Raw genomic sequence first — 17,005 nt, forward strand, 5'->3', positions numbered from 1 at the left:
GACGACGCGGCCTGAACCACACCGGCCAGGTGTGGTGAAGAGCTGCAAGCTCGGCCCTTCAGGGCCGAGAAGCTGACCTCCACCACCCGCGCCGTCTTCGACCTGTCCGACGAGGAAGGCGACCTGCTCGACGAGCTCTACCACGGCGGCTGGTTCAACGAGACCCGGCGGCTCGAACTCGTCCGCGCCCACACCGCCCTCGGCGGCCGGCTCGTGCACGGCTGCCAGTCGGTGCCCGACCAGACCGGCGGCGCCGTCGTCCCCTACGGCGCTCCGCTCCAGAAGTTCCGCGAGGAACTGGCCAGGATGAAGAGCACCTGGATCGCGACCGTCGAAGCCTGCCGGGTCACCCGATAAGTCCCGAAGGAGCCGTACATGGACACCACCGAAGTCGAGGCGGTACTGGACCGGCTGCTGGGTGGTCTTCCCTCGCCGCCGACCGCTCGTGAGGAGATTCGCGTCTGGGCCCGATCGGGTGTGGAACGCCTTCACCTGGCGGACGGGACCTCGGTGGTGTTCAAGTACGCCGAAGGACCGTTCATGAATGAGCACGCCGCCTTGGACGTGGCTGAGCACGCGGGCCTCCCCGTTCCCGGACGGCTGGGTGCCGTCCGGTCGCGAGATTTGCTGGGGATGCTGCTGGACGACCTGGGACCGGTCATCCGGGAGGCCACTGACCAGGAGGGCGCGGCGTGGGCGGTGGCAGTCCACCGGGTCGGTGAAACCGGCTCCCTTCCTGTAGTGGACGCCCAGGGGCTGGCCGCGATGCCAGGGCGGATGCTCGATCGTTTCCGGCGGCTCGACCTGGCGGATCCCATGCGAGAAGCCGCTCAGGCCCTGGACAAGGTCGCATCCCGGCGAGCCGAGGGAGCGGAGTCGCCACCGTTCGGGCTGTGCCATTCGGAGTGGCACCCCACCTCGCTCCACGTCGGACACGGCGGGGTTCATCTGCTGGACTTCGCACGAGCCTTCCGCGGTCCCGGCCTGCTGGACCTCGCGTCCTGGCACGGAACCCTCGACAAGCCCGACATCGAACGGCTCACCAGCCTGATCGAGGACTACCTGAAAGCAGGCGGCCCGGCCTCAGCGGCAGAGGAACGCGGAGGGCTGCCCGCAGCCCGCTGGGCTCTGGGCTGGCACCGGGTCTGGGCGGCGGACTGGTTCACCTACCAGTTGACCATCGGCTGGGCGGACGGAGCGGAAGAAGCATGGACCACAGCGATCACCCGTCACCTGACCGAAGCGGTCGACCTGCTGGGCTGAGCCGGATCCGCGACCACTTCGCATGGACCCGAGCCCCCGGCCTCGGCCCGCCCCTTTCCCTCCTGGGAGACCTACGAGGAAAACGAGTGGCCGAACTCGGATGCGGCGGCGGCCACAACCTCGCCCACCTGGTCGTCTCCCACAAAGTCCACGGTCTCGGCATCGACCACGATCCGGCCAAGATCCAAAGAGCACGTCACACGTACGGGACCCTCCCAGGCCTCACCTTCATCGAAGCCGCCGCCGCAACCTACCTGGCCTCCCGCCCCGCGGCCTCCCTCGACCTATGCCTCTCGATCTTCGGCGCCTTCTCCTTCAGCACCCCGGCACCCCTGCTCACCGCGACAGCCCACGCACTACGCCCCGGAGGCCTGCTCGCCCTGACCTTCCGCGAGAGCGACGACACCGACCTGGTCCTCATCCTCCGACGGAGATGACACATGTACCTGCTCTGCGACATCGATGGCGTCCACATCCCTTTTCCCGCCCCCAACGGCGAAATCCCCGTCGGCTTCCAGCCTCAGTTCGTCACCCCCACGGGTCACGACGAACCCGTGAAGATCTGGTTGAACCCTGCCACCGGCCGCCTCCTCCTGAACGCGATCGCCGACCTCCCCCTCACCCCGCTGTGGTGCTCCAGCTGGCGCGCCGACTCAGCCCCCCTCATCGGCCATCCCCTGGGCCTCCCCACCTGGGAACACCTCGACCTACCACTCCTGTCCATCACCACCAGCCACCCCAACGGCTACCTCTGGAAACGCGACACCGTCACCCCCTACATCGGCGACCACCCCCTCATCTGGATCGACGACGACTTCACCCCCGCCGACCACACCTGGGCAGCCCACCGCACCACCTCAGGAACCCCGACCCTCCTGATCCAACCGGACCCCCACCAGGGCCTACGCGCAAGCGACCTGGCACCCCTCGAAACCTGGAGAATCTGAACCGCCGTGGGCCGAACCAGTCGATGAACTGCTTGTTCCACCGTTCAGCACTTCCTCGGGAGCTCGGGGAACGACCAAGGCGGTCACGCAGAACCGCGAGCGTTCACTGATCCCGATGACGGCTTGCACCCGATGCCATCGGTCAGCAGAACGCCACCGACGATGTCCATCTGCCACAGCGCCATCGGAGCATCCCGCTTCTCCCTGCGAGGATCTTCCCTCCGACGCCTGCGCCTGCCTGTTCCGCCAGGCCGAGCGCATCAGAACCCGGTAGATGCCCATCCGCAAGGGGACCGGCTCCAGCCCGGCCCGGCCGATCTCATAGACGATCCGTGCAGGCCCCCACTGCGAGTGCTCCCGCCGCATCCCACACCCCACGGCCTCGATCCCGGCGGACATCCGCCCCGGAGACGAGGCCGGCCGCTTGGACCGGTCGGCCAGACCAACAAGCCCTTCCTGGTGAAGCGCTTCATACAGGTATGCACGCTCTGACGCGACGCCCCTGTCCGAAGGGCGGCCTCGGTCACCGGGACCTCTGACAACACCTCCAGCACCGATCCCGGCCCCTGACCTGTGCAACGCCCGCAAACGAACACGCTACAGCCAAGCCGAACAAGCACCCGTCAAGCATCTGGTGGGACAGGGGCGTCAAGTATCTCCCGGGACGGGACAACGACAGCCCGCCGCGCTGAATGAGAACTTTCCTTACGGGTTTCAAGCCGCCCGCCGCTGGCGGGCGGGGCCGACCCGCCGCCGGGCGTGCGGCCTGTTCCGGCCGGTCCCGACGCCCGGTCGGCCCATCTATCGCCATGCAACCGGCTCACGAGGAAGACCACAGGGGCCAAGGACGGACACGGGTAGAACCGGGTAGGGCGCTTCTGCGGGAGCGGATGACCGTAGGCGGTACGTCCCGAATATGAGCCTTCACGTCGGTTACGGGTTGCCTTTCAGTGGCTCAGGTTCCAGAAGCGAAGGAGAGCGTTTTGGTTCGCCGTTACCGGTTTGATCCAGGCGACGGCTGTAGGGATCCCGGGCGGTGCACCCCCACGGGGAGTACGGGGGTGAGAGCTCAGCGGGTCGGTTGAAGATGCGCAGAAAGGACGAGCGGGTCGCTCCTATCCCGAATGGAAGACAACGATGGGCTTCTGAAGGATACGCATCTAGCTGGCATCCCAGTTCTCGCGCAGCTTGCTGCGACGCAGACGCCACGGAATGAACGCGGCAGCTCCGGGAATGTCAAGACCCCCAGCTGAAACCGTACCGGCCCGGTGCTGGACCAAAGTCATATCAGGCGGGGCATTTCTCGACGGTCTCCAGCCTGGTAACATCATCCAGCCTGACAACGTGCCACGTTTTTTCCACGGCGACGACGATCTCCCCGTTCGCGGCTGATACTAGGCGCCCGCAGTGCCGAACGTCTCTGACGTCTACCTGCACGAGCGTCCCGGACGATTCCTGGGCCGGAGCCAGCCACGTCACGCCGACAGCGGTGACTACGGCTGCTACCCCGGCGAGGGTGAGGCCCAGGGCGAGTCGCAAGAATCGGCCGATTCGCTCGACCTCGACACGCGTCCAGTCCCGTAGGTCCTCCGGCGTACCGAGGATCTCGCTGTCGGCCGGCGAGCCGTGGGCGGCTGACAGCGCGAACAGCGCCGCCGCCACCAGCAGCACCAGTGCGAGCGCGAGGAACACAACCGCTGCCCACCGCCACCCGCCCGCAACCCCGCTGAACCCGTCCCGCCCCTTGACGACGAGGACGACCCCGAGGAGTGTCGCCAGCCCAGCCAGGCCCGTTCGCCAACTCTCCGCCTGCCGCCGCGCCACCTCCAGCTGCCCGAATCGAATCTCGTGCAGTTTCCGCGCCCAGTGGTACATGTCGGCGCTCACGGCAGCACGACCTGCCACTGCGCACCGCACCCCTGGTCGAAGAACTCCGGCGGCTTCTCCGGGTGAGTCCTCATGCAGTCGCAGATCACCGTCCGTGGCCCCGGCTGCGGCACCCGTCGCCGCCTCGTCCCTTTCGTTCCCATCAGCCCGAACGTCATCTCCTGACGGATGTGCGCGCCACATCCCGGACACTCGCCCGTCACGCTGTACCCGAGGCCGTCGCTCAAAGCGTTGACGACGAACGCCGTCAGCAGCCCGTGGTTCCGACGTTCGTACTCCACCGCCTGGTGGTTCTCAATCGCCATCAGTGGCTTTCTTGATGCGATAGCCGAACAGTCCTGCATACTTCCGCAGCCGTTCCACCACTTTCTCCTCCGACTCCTCCAGGTCCTCCGCTGCCTTCCGCACGTGCTCCCGCCCCACGAGCCCGCTGACCACCGGCGCCTGCCCGTCCAGCCACTCTGTGACGGCTAGGAGGTCCTGCCAGTACACGATCTCGTCCAGACATGCGTCCCGCGGATATCCCAATTCCAACCCCAAGGGCACGAACCGCGCAAATCTCTCATCCGCATACTTTACGGTCCATCCGAACTGCCCAGCCGTCTGCAAGAGATAGAACGAGTCGACTCGGGTGATGGGGACGGAATCTCCATAGTTAACGACGCTCGTCAGCATGGCGATGTCATAGGCGTCGGGAACGTATGAGGCCAGCGTCTTCTGCTCGGCTTCGGCGAGTTCGGGGACAGGAGCGCCGAGGACACGAAAGCGGGCCAGGTCGTCGAGGAACTCTCCGACCGACAATCGCGCGAGCTGGGAACCCCTCACGATATCCCAGGGTGTGAGCCGCCATGTGAGCCTCTCGCAATTATAGCTGCGGGAACTCCAGGGGCCTAGGAGCGCGTGTGACTCAGCAGCGCTGTCACAGCGCACGGTCGATGCCTGGGCAACGGCAGGAATATCCGTCAGGTCAGCGGTCCCGGGGAAGAGAACCTGGTAGTGCTTGACGGCTTCAGTGAAATTGGACCCCAAGGTCAGGCTGGCATCGAGTAGTTCTGCTGCGGAAACAGGACGCTTGAGCGCACAGATACGCAGAAGCCGCTGGTGCTCGCCCCTGTCTTTCGCGTGGTTGCGACTCTCGGGAACGCCGACCGAATCGATAAGCTGATCAACGACGTTCCAAGCTCCGGGACGATATCGGATGTGGTTCGCGTATTCCTGAAACCGTGCAGAGAGGATGTTCTGCTCGGCCTCAGAGAACTGTTCGTCCACGGCGTCGCCGAGATCGGGCAGGACGAGGAAACCCAAATTCTGAAGTCTTTCCAGTTCATCGGCGACACTGCGTGCTGGCCGGCCAAGCTTGGCCGCGAAGACAACGAATTCAAACTCTGTCAGCTCGGCCCCGAAGTTCGGGATGTAACGCAGCGCCTCAATTTCGGTCGGAGTCGGGGATTCCGGATAAGCGTGATCATCGGGGATCTCGCAGCCGAAGCCCGCCAGGCGCCGGAACATTGGCAGAATTACAGAAAGCGGAAGATCGAGATCAGCGCTCGCTCCAGCGGCGATGCGTGGGCCGATGACACGGCTGCCGCTGTCCCAAGCCCGGTGGAGCAGCCGCAGGTCAGCGGCCGTGACGGTCTCCAGGGGGAGTGTGGCTGTGTCCAGCGGTATCGGAGGCGTCCCGGGGATCAATTGCTCTATTCGCCGGATCGTCTCGGCGACCGGCACATTCAAACGCTGGGAAGCGCGGGCGAGTCCTTGGCCGTCCGGCCATCCCGACGGAGAAGCAGACCACGCCGCCAGAGCGCTGTAGAGGAATCGCTCGTCCTCGTCGAAGGGATGCTCGGGGAGAGGGACTTCACGCAGGCACGAGACGTCCAGACCGGTGATCGCGTATCGGCGCAGCCTCCGCAGCGCCGAGGGCGGCTCATCGTGCTGCTTCTCGAACATTTCGAGGAGCAAGGCGGCGGTCGGCCGAAAATTCGGTGGAGCATCGCGTCGGCTGTTAGCGGTGAAGACCTTAGTAAGAGCCGCTGAGTCCTCTGGCCCTGCTGCGGGGAATCCTGCCAGGTCCTGCGGTACGGGTAGATGGCGTTCTGCACTGACGTTCGCCACCTGCGCCCAGACGCCCTGCCGCCATGCCAGCAGCCATCGGCGATCCGCACTGTGCCACCCCCAACTCTGGATGCCAACGATCATGTGATCGAACGGCAGGCAGCCGAGTTCGGTCAGCGGCGCGCGGGCATCCCCCCGGCTTCCGCCTAGCGGCGTCGGGTGCTGCTCGGCGACGAGGAACCGGTAGATGGACTGGGCCACGCGGGGGGCCGAATCGGTGACCTTCCACAACCATGTCAAGGTCAGTTCGGGCCAGTCGAGCAGAAACGGGAGTGCAGCCTGGATCTGGGCTTCGACCCAAGGCTTGTCCCAGTCCTGAAGGGAGTTGCGGTCGACCGTGAAGCGGGGGCGGTGTTCGCCGCGGAGGTTGATGACGAGGCCGTCGATCTTCTGGTTGGTGCGGATGCCGTCGGCGATGAGGCCCCCTTCGCCGGGAACCCACCAGAAGTCAGCGCCGTGACGGAGCGTCTCGGCACCGGTTCCGCCGGGTGGGTGGAGGTCCTCGGGCAGCCAGGTCTCGGCGCCGGTGCCGTGGTGGTTGACCTGGACCTGAAATTCCGACAGCCAGAGGAGATGGCGGAGGGTGCGGAGGGCGGACACCTCGGTCTCACTGGTGAGGTAGAGGCGAATGGTTGTGCCGCCGCTGGGGACGCCGCCAGCCCTCGTGATCTGGAAGAGGCTGCCGCTGCTGGCGATGCGGATGTGGGATGCGTCGATTCCAGGCTGGTCGTCGTCGCGGACGGCCCGGGTGGTGATCTCAATCTCATCGGCGATCATGAAATAGCTGAAGACGCCAATACCGAACTGGCTGTTGGGGACAAGGCGTAGCGACGAGTCCCTCTCTTGCCAGAGAGCCTGCTCGTACCGGAAGTCCTGGCGGTGGACGAATCGTTCGCCAGCGTTTGCGAATGTGTTCTTGAGGGCGCCGGCGGTCATGCCGACGCCGTTGTCGGAGCATTCAATGTAGGCGCGGCCGTTCTCCTCCCCCTGCGTGAAAGAGATTGACCCTCTCCAGTCCGCGAGGGGCTTGCCAAGGGCAGTCAGGTACTGGCGGCGCATCTGCCGGTAGCGGCAGGCGTCCAGCGCGTTCTGGTAAAGCTCACGGACGGCGAGCGACGGGTCGCCGTAGAGTTGGCGGCCCATGAGGAGTTCGCGGATCTTCTCGTCGGATAGGCGGAACGCCAGGAGCGGCAGCTCATAGAGCTTCTCGTCGTTGCGGTGCTCGGGGCGCAGCCTGCCGTCCGTGAATCCGGCGGGCAGGGCTGAGAGAAGACCGGGGTCGCTGCCCGGAATAGCTGCGAAGGACGTGCGGGCCTCTACCGCAAATGATTTCCGGGCGTCCTCGGTTGTCGCAACGACCGTTTCGAAGGCCCGGTGGACCGCGGGATGGTTGCAGACCGCGTCGAGCGCGAGGACCTCGCCCTCTTCTGTCCAGGAAAGATGCTCGATGGCGCGTTGGAGGGTCGACAGCGGGAGCTCGTCGGTGATTCCGATGTGGTCGGCGACGACGGTGGGCATGCGGCGGGCGTCCACGGCCATGTTTCCGGCGACGGCGAGCAGCGCGGCCAGGGATCGGGCCTCGGGCGTGAAACCGGGCCGGGCGATGCGTTCCAGGAGCCGAGGATCGTCGGCGTTGGAGCCGACCGCGTGCATCAGCGCCTGCGTGACTGACGCGAGTTCCCCGCTCGTGAACGGCCGCTGGGCTCCCGCGGAGGAGAGCGAGGAGGACAGCAGTCGTCCAGCTTCGATAGCGTCGGGCCCCTCCCAGAGGCGGGGTCGCGCGATGAGCCACCGATGGACGAGCCACAGCGCAAGATCGTTGCGTGCCTTGGTGTGGCCGCGATTGGCGAGTCCGTCGGCGCGGCGGCATACGCGCTCGAACATCGAATGGGTGAGTTCGAGGTCGTCCCGGTGCCCACCGGTGAACCTCCGGGTGAAGTCCGTCGGTTCGATGACCGCGGCGTCACGCAACCCCGCCGACATGATCGACTCGCGGAGGAAGGGGACGGCGATGGCCATGCCGAGTTCCTGCGGGGACAGGCGGGCTTCCGCCGGGAAGATCTGGGCGAGCGCGGTGAGGACCCGAATAGGGTACCGGGGGGTGGACCAGCGGTCGTCCAAGCCAGTCCGCGCGCTCAGGAATGCCTTCGCGTCCTGCCAGTCCTCGGCGGCCTTCTCGATGACGTCGACGACGGCGGCCCGGACAGGTGCGATGGCGGCCGGATCGCAGCGGGCACGGTTCCACAGCGGTGAGTTCTCGACGGCCCGCCGCCACGCGGTCCTGACCTCATCTCCTTCGCAGATCGCGAGAGCGCTCTCGGTTCCGTCCACCGCCCACCGGATCTGAGGCTTCTGCGGGTCGGCATCAGTGGTGGCCAGGTGGCGGGAAAGACCCGCGATCGAGGTGTCGAAAACCTCGCGAAGGGTCCGGGCGGGGTCGCGCCGAGCCAAGGCTTCGCTGAGATGCTGGGTGAAGTAGCTGCCGGTGTCGTTGAAGCTGCTGGTCTCGCCGTCGGCGCAGCTGGTGACGAGCGCGAATGCGCCAGCCGGGGGGAAGCGCAGGGTGCCGCCACCGAGGCCCGTTCCGCCGTCTCGGCAAGCGTCGATAATCATAACGATGAGCGCGGCGCGGCATTTCTCTACGGCCCGGGGGACGAGGGGGATCAGACTTCCCCGGTCGGGTCGTTGGTCGTCGTCGAGGTCGGGGTAGACGTCACTCGGAACGAGGTAGCTTTCGCCGTCGACGGCGATGCCGTGGCCGCTGAAATAGAGCAGGAGGACGCTTCCCTCAGGTGCCTCGCGGCACGCATGGTTGATCGCGCGCTGAATCGCACCACGGGTCGGCTGCTCCCGCTGATCGTGGTCGGGGGAACAGTACGCAATGTCGTAGCCGGATTCGGTGAGCGCGTCGTGCATCGCGTCGAGGTCCGCACGGACGGTCGCGCCGAGCGGCTCGAAGAGGTCGGCGGGCGTCTCGGGAACTCCTATGAGAAGCGCGTAGTGTCCGCCCAAGTGACTCCGTCCTTGCCGAGAGAGCGCCGAACGGGCATTCTATTCAACAAATCATGGGAACGGGAAACGGTCTGTGGGTCATTTTCGGTCAGGGTCGGTTCCCTTTTTGGATGTGTGGTTATGGAGCTGGGCCTGCTGCGGTGAGAGTCCAGGCGCCCCCTACGTCCGCTGTCCACGCCCAGCTTGGGACTGGCTAACGGTCTTCTACCTGCCGCTCTACACACCCGAGCTCAAGCAGAAGAAGCCCCTTGGCGAAGCGAGTACGCCGCTCAAAGCTAGTCTAGAGCCGAGGCCATAAATCTGCTGGCCCGGGAGGCGGGCACCTCTTTCTCGATCGATACGTTCTGCAGCTGTTGTCTGAGGGCGAAGGCGGGATAGCCCGAAGAGAAGCACTGCTGATTTTGCTAACGCGATGCTAACGCTGAGGCTGGATCGTTATGGACAGGGGTGGACCGCGGAAGTGCAGCTGCGCTGGCTGGGGGACGGATCTGTACGAGGGTAGATGGTTCTGATCTTGCTTGTAAACAGCAAAGCACACAAGGGCTTCTCTGTTTCTTCTATCTTCAGGGCCGTCACAACCGTCTTGTAACGAGGTGTCTGCCTTGAAGGTGCGTGTCTGCAGATTCCGATAGATTGCGTCGGCCGTTCAGATCTGTGGAGGTTGCTGATGAAGGTCGGGCTTATAGGGATGACTGTGGCCGTTGCTGCAGGTGGCGCACTATTTGCTCTCGCTGAATCCGCCCAGGCCGCCGCCAGCTGCGCGATCGGTTCATGGACGGTCACCCGATACGCAGGTGAGGGCAGCGGTAACCCTCCCACCCCGAGCAGCGGTCGCAAGCGGACCAAGCTCAAGATCTCCAAGACCTCGATGGTCTGGAACTTCAATGGGTCAACAGATCTGATGGTCGGATCATGGGATGACGACGTGCCCCCTATCACTATCACCTACCGCAAGACACTCAAGATGAAGGCACGCATCACCGGGGCGAAGAAGGGCACCATCAAGGCCAAGCCGTCATCGGCCACTGGCAATGCCACCTACAAGATCAACTTGCCGGGCACTCTCTCCAAGGGAAACCTCGTGAAGACCGCCAAGGACGGAGCTGAAAGCCACCTGTACGGCGGTCCCTACACCTGTACGGCGAAAACCCTGAAGATTACCGGCCGCCACACCTACAACGACGGTGAATATGACACCTGGACTTGGTGGCTACGCCGCACCCGGTAGCAGTTGCCCCGCAACGGCGAGCCTTGTAGTTCTCGCGAGAACCGACGAGGAGCTTGCTAACGCCGGTGCTAACAACAATGCTGGACAGCGGTGGACGGCCTGGACGCTACTCGTTTGACTCTTACAGCTCATAACAAAATGCTTCTATCTCGCGACATCAGGTGACGGCCTGCTGTGTGGTGGCCTCGTGAAGAAGGGCGAGCAACCCCCGTGGATCGTCTCTGATGGGTTGTGGGAGCGGATCGAGCCGCTGCTGCCGAAGGTCGAGCGGCGCAGGCGCCACCCGGGCCGTCGCCGGCTGGACGACCGCAAGGTGTTGTGCGGGATCTTGTTCGTGCTGCACACGGGGATCCGGTGGGAGTTCCTCCCGAGTGAGCTGGGGTTCGGCTCGGGCATGACGTGCTGGCGCAGGTTGCGGGACTGGCACGAGGCCGGCGTGTGGGACGCCCTGCACCAGGCGCTGCTGGTGGAACTGCACACCGCGAAGCAGTTGGACTGGTCGCGGGCGGGGAAGCGACAGCTCGCACGTCAGGGCTTTGAAGGGCGGCCCAAAACCGGCCGGAGCCCGGTCGACCGAGGCCGAGCGGGCTCCAAGCACCACGTCCTGACCGACGGCGGCGGCATTCCGCTGGCCGTGTCGCTGACCGGCGGCAACCGCAATGACGTCACCCAACTCGTCCCGCTGCTGGACAAGGTCCGGCCCGTGCGCGGCCGGGTGGGACGGCCCCGCCGCAGGCCAGAGAGGCTGCTGGCCGACCGTGGCTACGACCACGACAAGTACCGGCGGCTGCTGTGGCAGCGCGGCATCAAGCCCGTCATCGCCCGCCGCGGCACCCCGCACGGCTCCGGGCTGGGTGCCCAGCGCTACGTCGTGGAGCGCACGATCGGCCTGTTGCACTGGTTCCGACGCTTGCGCATCCGCTGGGAGATCCGCGACGACATCCACGAGGCCTTCCTGCTCCTGGGCGCATCCCTGATCTGCTGGAGACGCCTCGCCCGCACTTTGTTAGGACCTCTTAATGTCATCGGAACTCTCTACTGTGCTCGTGCGCGCGGCTGGTTCCGGGGCATCCAGATCGGTAAGGAGTGGCAGTCCGGTCACGTCCAGCAGGGTGGTGTAAGAGTTGATCTTCGCGTGATCCTGTTGGTGCAGGTTAAGCGGTCAGTGCCGCTGGCTGCTGGTCTTCCTGCCCCGGCTGGCCGGGGATCATTCGCAGGCGGGATTTGGTGAGGATTTCCGGGCCCATGTAGCGGCGGGCTTCGGTCCATTCGTCGGTCTGTTCCATCAGGACCGCGCCGATGAGGCGGATGATGCTGGCCCTGTCTGGGAAGATCCCGACGACGTCGGTCCGTCGCCGGATCTCCTTGTTCAGCCGTTCCTGGGGATTGTTCGACCAGATCTGCTTCCAGATCTCACGCGGGAACGCCGCGAAGGCCAGCAGGTCTGCGGCTGCTTGATCGAGGTGTTCGGCGGCGGCCGGGTGCTTGGCCTCCAAGGCGAGGACGGCCCGGGCATGGGCGGCGGTGACCTCGGCGGCGTCGGGCTGGTCGAACACGGTCCGGACCAGGGTCGCCACCCACGGCTGAGAAGACTTCGGCACCTTCGTCAGAAGATTCCGCAGGTAGTGGGTCCGGCACCGCTGCCAGGAGGCGCCCGGCAAGGTCGCGGCGATCGCGTCGACCAGGCCGCGGTGGGCGTCGGAGACGACCAGCTGAACCCCGGCCAGGCCGCGAGCGACGAGGCCGCGCAGGAACGCCAGCCAGCCTGCACCGTCCTCGCCGGAGGTGACCTCGCAGCCGAGGACCTCGCGGCGCCCGTCGGCGTTCACCGCGGTCGCGACGAGCACGTGGACGTTCACGATCCGGCCGCCTTCGCGGGCCTTCTGGGTGAGGGCGTCGACCCACACGAACGTGTAAGGACCCGCATCGAGCGGCTGGCTGCGGAACGCCTCCACCTGCACGTCCAGGCTCTTGGCGAGTTCCGAGACCTGGCTCTTGGAGATGCCCTTGATGCCGAGCTGCTCGACCAGCTTGTCGACCCGGCGCGTGCTCACGCCGAGCAGGTAGGCCGTCGCCACCACGCTCACCAGCGCCTGCTCGGCCCGCCGACGGCGGTCCAGCAGCCATTCGGGGAAGTACGAGCCCGACCTCAGTTTCGGGATCGCCAGCTCCACGGTCCCGGCCCGCGTGTCCCACTCGCGGGGCCGGTAGCCGTTGCGGGAGTTGACCCTCTCGTTGCTGCGCTCGCCGTAGCCGGCCCCGCACACGGCATCGGCCTCGGCCGACATCAAAGCGTTCGCCATGGTCTGCACCATGGCCCGCAACAGATCCGGCTCACCAGCCCCGATCTGCTCCACCAGCCACCGGCCAGGGTCCACACTGTCACTCACGGCCATCGCGTTTCTTCTCCTTCGGTTCTTGGTCGATTCGAAGGATCACGCGATGGCCGTCTCATGTCATGACGACACCCCTGAGCTGGGGAAACTCATACACCACCCCCGTGGACGCAACCGGCAGTCCCCTCGGCCTGCACGAAGGTGGCGCTCGTGCCTAATCTGCGACCGGGCATAGCTGGGAGCCAGGGCGAGGCCCGTCAGAGCTGGCCGCGTGTCCGCTCCCCACACCAGTGCTTGTACAGCAACACCGCCGTTCTGTGCGACAAGACCCTCGCCGAGGTCCGGCTCGCACTCCGCGTGCTGGGTGACCGCCAACCCGCCACGCCTCATCGGGGTCTTCGCCGAACTCCTCACCCCCGCAGAAGGGGACGACGCGCGGCTCACCGCCGGGATCGCCGACGCCCGCGCTGCCGACCTACCTCACCTGCACGGCATGCTCACCGGCGTCGACCTTGACAGTGCCGCGGTCGACGCCGTCCTTCCGCAACGATCGCACCGAAGGCGTTGATACCCGCACCGAACGGTTCATGAGATAGATGCACGGCCGAGGCGACTTTGACCGCCTCCGCCGTCGCATCCTTCTTCCATGCATCGCGGAGAGCTACCGCTGATCGCGGGCGGAGCCGTTCGCTGAACGGGCCCGTAAGCGCTCCGTCACAGCTTGATGACCTTGCTCGTGGGGATCGGGTGGGATTCCGCTTTGATCCATCGCAGTGCCCAGGTTCCCTCCGTGTGGGAGTCGGTGTCGATCCAGTTTCCGTATCCGGGGTTCTTGGCCGCGACGACGATGGTGAGGGTGCCGTCCTCGTTCAGCTTGGCCGTGTGGTTGTTGATGTAGATGTTCGTGCGGTGGTAGTCGAGGGACTCCACCCAGAAGTTCTGCAGCACGAAGTTGAAGTATTCGCAGTCCGGGACTTCGGTCTCGATGACCCAGGCTTCGTCCTCGGCGAGCTTCCAGTAGCCGTGGAGGTAGAAGATCGTGGGGTCTCCGCCGGCGTTCTGGAACTGGTCCTGGCCCCTGTCGAAGATCTGGTTGGCGTGCGGCTGGAATTTGCGCGACCACTCAAGGAAGGTGTTCGCGGTGCCGCGGACCATGTTGACGGCGTTGGTGAGGCGCCCCTCCATCTGCTCCGGGGTCAGCGGATCGAACTCGGCATCGGGGTCGAGGCATTCGATGGACAGTTCGGCCGGGACCTCGTTGGGGCGGTCTCGGTAGGTCTGCCGTACGGAGATGAGGTTGCTGTCCGGGGCGAGCGGAAGCCAGGCGCCCGTGGCCGGCTTCTCGACGGAGGCGGTGAAGGAGAACCGGCCGTGCTCGTCGAGTTCGAGGTCGTGGCCGTGCAGATCGCCCGTCTGCGTCATCGTGCCGTCGATGTGGTACCGGTTCACGCGGGAGCCGAAGGTCAGCAGCGGGACCGTTCCCCGGGTCCCGGTGATCCGGTAGCCGTACCGGCCCGAGATGTTCGCGCGCATGTACACGTTGTCGGGGTTGTCGGCGCCGATCTTGGTCATCATGTTGGGGTTCGGCGCCGAGGTGAACTGCGGCCAGCGCGGATCGGTGTACTCCACGCAGTTGATGGTGGCGTAGCGCAGGAGCCGGCTCAGGTAGCGAACGCCCTCGGCCTGCGTGAGCGGGTCCTGCGGGACGATCTCGTCCGACAGGATGTTGCCGAGCGAGAGCAAATCGGCGCAGAACTTGTCCCAGGTGGCATTCAAGTGTTTCTCCCTTGCGCTGGTCGTCGTCGGGCTTCTGTTCAGTTCGTCGCGGAGAATTTCTCCTCGACCTCCTCGGCGGTTACGCCGAAGTCCTCGAGGGAGTACTGGTGTGAGGGGCGTCGGTGATCGGCGAGGCTGGCCCGATGCGCCTCCTCGATCGCCGTGCGAGCCGCTTCGGTGAACGGCAGGCCGAAGGCGGCGTAGAGGTTCTCGACGGTGCCGATCGGGTCTGCGACGAAGTCCCGGTAGTCCACGTCCGCGAACTGGTCGGGGTTGTAGCGGGCGCGGGCCCGGTTGAACTCGGAGTTGCCGCGCGACCACAGGTCGAGATGGGTGCGCCCGATGGTCCTGCGGTCGAACGCGCGCGACATGTCGTGCTTGCCCTGCTCGGCCAGGCTGAAGGTCGAGGCCATCGACGTCTGCGGGTCCCGGAAGGTGCGGACGATCAACGCATCCGGGAAGTTCTTCATGAGCTCGTCGATCGCGAAGACGTGGCTGGGGCTCTTGAGCACCCAGCGGCGGTCGCGGTCGTTGAGCCCTATCAGCTGGAGGTTCTTCTTGTAACGGGCGTAGGTCCCGGTCCAGCCCTGCGCCGCGAGCCAGCGCGAGTAGCTCGGGAGGTAGGCGACCGACTCGTAGGAGATCGACAACATGGTCTGCTGGAGCAGCCGCCAGCACTCCTCCGCTTCTTCGGCGCCCATGAAATGGACCTTCATCAGATCCGCTTCTTTCGCCTGCCGGGCCCGGTAGAAGGCGTCGCAGCGCTGGAAGTCGGCGTTGTGCGCCTGTTCTTCGCGCGACGGCCGGGGCTGCGGGTTCTCCGCCAACCACATCTCCAGCCTCTGGTGCGCGGGGTCGGCGCCCAGCAGGCGTTGCAGGGCGGTGCTGCCGGTGCGGGTCAGCCCGCAGATGAAGATCGGGCGTTCGATGACGACGTCGGCGTGCTCGGGGTGCTTCTTGAAGGCCGCCTCGCTGCGCAGCCGCCCGGTCAGCGCCGAGTGGATCATCGCGCGGGCGATCTGGACGCCGTGCGGCGTGAGGTCCGCCTCCCGCTCGAACGAGTCGATGAGGACGCGCAGGCCCTCGAGGTACTCCTCGTCGCCGAAGTCGTCGAGCCCGGTGGCCTCGCGGGCGGCGCGTCGGAGTTCCTCGACGGTCCCGACGTTCACGGTCCGCCTGGCCGAGTTCAACTGTGTCACCGGTCTTCCTTCCCGTGGTGGTCAGTGGTGGGTGTGTCCGCAGTTGACGTCCAGGCACTGGCCGGTGACGGCCCGCGCCGCGTCGGAGGCCAGGAACACCACGGCATTGGCGATGTCGTCGGGTTCAGGCAGCCTGCGAAGGTCGGTCTCGGCGGCCACCTCGTCGTAGATCTCCTGCGGGTCGATCCCTCGCTCCCGGGCCAGCCGGGCGAACATCGCCTTGACCGAGTCCGCCCAGATGTATCCGGGTGCCACGGAGTTCACGCGCACCCCCAGCGGCCCCAACTCGACGGACAGGCTCCTGGCGAGCGCCAGCAGCCCGGCCTTCATCACGCGGTACGCCCCGAAGTCGGGCAGCCGGTTGCGCAGCACCATCGAGTTGATCATCACCACGGAGCCGTGGTGCTCCTGGAGGCCGGGAGCGAACGCGCGCACGAGCTCCAGCGCGGCCAGAAGGTTGATGTCGGAGCTCTGCCGGACCGTGTCGGAGTCGGTGTCGAGCAGCCGCTGATGCGGGGGCCTGCTGAAGGCGTTGAAGACGACGGCGTCCACCCGGCCGAACCGCCGACGGGTCCGGTCCACGAGGCCGGTGATCGAAGCCCGGTCGGTCAGATCGACGGGCACCGCCGCGGCGGTGCCGCCGAGACGGTGGATCTCCTCGGCGATCTCCTCGAGCCGGGCGGTCGACCGTGCCGCCACGACGACCTTGGCGCCCGCCTGGGCGCTGCTCACGGCGATCGCCCGGCCGAGGCCGGGTCCGGCGCCGGAGACCACCACGACCTTGTCCTCGAGCAGCGCCCACGGCACGCGGCCGGCTTCCTGCGGGGTCACGCCGGCTCCGGTCCGCCGACCGTCGCCTGCAGGTCGGGGAGGACCTGCAGGGAAACTATCTTGCAGTCGTCGTCGAACTCGAACAGGTCGGTCGCGACGAAGTCGGGCATCCCCTGTGCCGACACTTTCAACTGGGTGGCCGCGAACCTCCCCACGACGGTGATCGGCGAGAGCCGGCTGACGGTGAAGTCCATCTGCGCGTTCTCGGTGTCGAACCGGCGGATCTCGTCGATGCCTCGGTAGCTCCGCACGCCCAGGGGCTCGTGCTGGACGGCGTCTTCATGGAACAGGGCGACCAGCCGGTCGACGTCGTGGCTCCCGAGGAACGAGACGTACGCGTCGATCGCTCGGCAGATGTCGGTTCGGGTGGGCAACGGGGACTCCTTCGTTCGGTGCCGTGCGGGGTGTCGGATC

14 protein-coding genes and 2 pseudogenes are annotated in these 17,005 nt (G+C 66.1%); 7 read left to right on the forward strand and 9 right to left on the reverse strand.

What is annotated here, in order from left to right; genetic code table 11:
- Positions 1–219: hypothetical protein (locus C2865_RS41145; RefSeq protein WP_232835957.1), on the reverse strand; the 219-nt coding region annotated here is incomplete at its 3' end.
- 12 nt (positions 220–231) lie between these two features.
- Here C2865_RS41145 and C2865_RS41650 point away from each other — a divergent pair.
- The 4 genes from C2865_RS41650 to C2865_RS34295 all read left to right on the forward strand — a co-directional run bounded on the left by C2865_RS41650 (position 232) and on the right by C2865_RS34295 (position 2,210).
- Entirely contained in the window at positions 232–357 is a 126-nt protein-coding gene (locus C2865_RS41650) for a hypothetical protein (RefSeq protein WP_269802768.1), read from the forward strand.
- Positions 358–375: 18 nt separating this feature from the next.
- Entirely contained in the window at positions 376–1,263 is an 888-nt protein-coding gene (locus C2865_RS34285) for an aminoglycoside phosphotransferase (RefSeq protein ID WP_106402817.1), read from the forward strand.
- An 86-nt stretch (positions 1,264–1,349) separates the two neighbouring features.
- A complete protein-coding gene (locus C2865_RS34290; RefSeq protein ID WP_157964014.1) occupies positions 1,350–1,700 on the forward strand; it encodes a class I SAM-dependent methyltransferase in 351 nt (116 codons plus the stop codon).
- 3 nt (positions 1,701–1,703) lie between these two features.
- Complete coding sequence (locus C2865_RS34295; protein WP_106402819.1) at positions 1,704–2,210, forward strand: hypothetical protein; 507 nt, start codon at positions 1,704–1,706, stop codon at positions 2,208–2,210.
- Positions 2,211–3,497: 1,287 nt separating this feature from the next.
- On the opposite strand, the gene C2865_RS34300 is transcribed toward C2865_RS34295, so the two are convergent.
- From C2865_RS34300 to C2865_RS34310, 3 genes are read right to left on the reverse strand one after another with little or no spacing between them, the layout of a single operon-like run.
- A complete protein-coding gene (locus C2865_RS34300; protein ID WP_157964015.1) occupies positions 3,498–4,097 on the reverse strand; it encodes a hypothetical protein in 600 nt (199 codons plus the stop codon).
- Complete coding sequence (locus tag C2865_RS34305; protein ID WP_106402821.1) at positions 4,094–4,402, reverse strand: hypothetical protein; 309 nt, start codon at positions 4,400–4,402, stop codon at positions 4,094–4,096. The genes C2865_RS34300 and C2865_RS34305 overlap by 4 nt, the downstream gene beginning before the upstream one ends.
- Positions 4,392–9,221 (reverse strand): HD domain-containing protein, encoded by a 4,830-nt coding sequence (locus C2865_RS34310; protein ID WP_106402822.1) that lies wholly within the window; start codon positions 9,219–9,221, stop codon positions 4,392–4,394. The genes C2865_RS34305 and C2865_RS34310 overlap by 11 nt, the downstream gene beginning before the upstream one ends.
- 667 nt (positions 9,222–9,888) lie before the next feature.
- Between C2865_RS34310 and C2865_RS39720 the strand changes: the two genes are divergently transcribed.
- The gene (locus C2865_RS39720; protein WP_157964016.1) at positions 9,889–10,449 is read left to right on the forward strand and encodes a hypothetical protein; all 561 of its coding nucleotides are present in this window, start codon (positions 9,889–9,891) and stop codon (positions 10,447–10,449) included.
- Between the two features lie 214 nt (positions 10,450–10,663).
- Positions 10,664–11,449 (forward strand): annotated as a pseudogene (locus C2865_RS34315) (IS5 family transposase); the annotation flags it as partial.
- 154 nt (positions 11,450–11,603) lie between these two features.
- Here the strand turns inward: C2865_RS34315 and C2865_RS34320 are convergent.
- Positions 11,604–12,845 (reverse strand): IS256 family transposase, encoded by a 1,242-nt coding sequence (locus tag C2865_RS34320; RefSeq protein WP_106402823.1) that lies wholly within the window; start codon positions 12,843–12,845, stop codon positions 11,604–11,606.
- Positions 12,846–13,137: 292 nt separating this feature from the next.
- Here C2865_RS34320 and C2865_RS39725 point away from each other — a divergent pair.
- Positions 13,138–13,381: pseudogene (locus tag C2865_RS39725) on the forward strand (hypothetical protein); the annotation flags it as partial.
- 118 nt (positions 13,382–13,499) lie between these two features.
- On the opposite strand, the gene C2865_RS34325 reads toward C2865_RS39725, so the two are convergent.
- From C2865_RS34325 to C2865_RS34340, 4 genes are read right to left on the reverse strand one after another with little or no spacing between them, the layout of a single operon-like run.
- Positions 13,500–14,561, reverse strand: a complete 1,062-nt coding sequence (locus C2865_RS34325; RefSeq protein ID WP_106402824.1) for a DUF1214 domain-containing protein — start codon at positions 14,559–14,561, stop codon at positions 13,500–13,502.
- 38 nt (positions 14,562–14,599) lie between these two features.
- Positions 14,600–15,760 carry a sulfotransferase family protein gene (locus tag C2865_RS34330; protein WP_232835958.1) on the reverse strand — a complete coding sequence of 387 codons (1,161 nt, stop codon included), beginning with the start codon at positions 15,758–15,760 and terminating at the stop codon, positions 14,600–14,602.
- A 21-nt stretch (positions 15,761–15,781) separates the two neighbouring features.
- Entirely contained in the window at positions 15,782–16,591 is an 810-nt protein-coding gene (locus C2865_RS34335; protein WP_232835959.1) for an SDR family oxidoreductase, read from the reverse strand.
- A complete protein-coding gene (locus tag C2865_RS34340; RefSeq protein WP_106402826.1) occupies positions 16,588–16,965 on the reverse strand; it encodes a nuclear transport factor 2 family protein in 378 nt (125 codons plus the stop codon). Before C2865_RS34340 ends, C2865_RS34335 begins: the two co-directional genes overlap by 4 nt.
- Positions 16,966–17,005: the final 40 nt, after the last annotated feature.

This window comes from Actinocorallia populi (genome assembly GCF_002995495.1).
Lineage (GTDB): Bacteria > Actinomycetota > Actinomycetes > Streptosporangiales > Streptosporangiaceae > Actinocorallia > Actinocorallia populi.

Bases quoted from the DNA above. Each gene is read 5' to 3' on its own strand.
- C2865_RS34285 (WP_106402817.1), top strand. From the start codon at position 376: ATGGACACCACCGAAGTCGAGGCGGTACTGGACCGGCTGCTGGGTGGT.
- C2865_RS34320 (WP_106402823.1), bottom strand. From the start codon at position 12,845: ATGGCCGTGAGTGACAGTGTGGACCCTGGCCGGTGGCTGGTGGAGCAG.
- C2865_RS34295 (WP_106402819.1), top strand. From the start codon at position 1,704: ATGTACCTGCTCTGCGACATCGATGGCGTCCACATCCCTTTTCCCGCC.
- C2865_RS34305 (WP_106402821.1), bottom strand. From the start codon at position 4,402: ATGGCGATTGAGAACCACCAGGCGGTGGAGTACGAACGTCGGAACCAC.
- C2865_RS39720 (WP_157964016.1), top strand. From the start codon at position 9,889: ATGAAGGTCGGGCTTATAGGGATGACTGTGGCCGTTGCTGCAGGTGGC.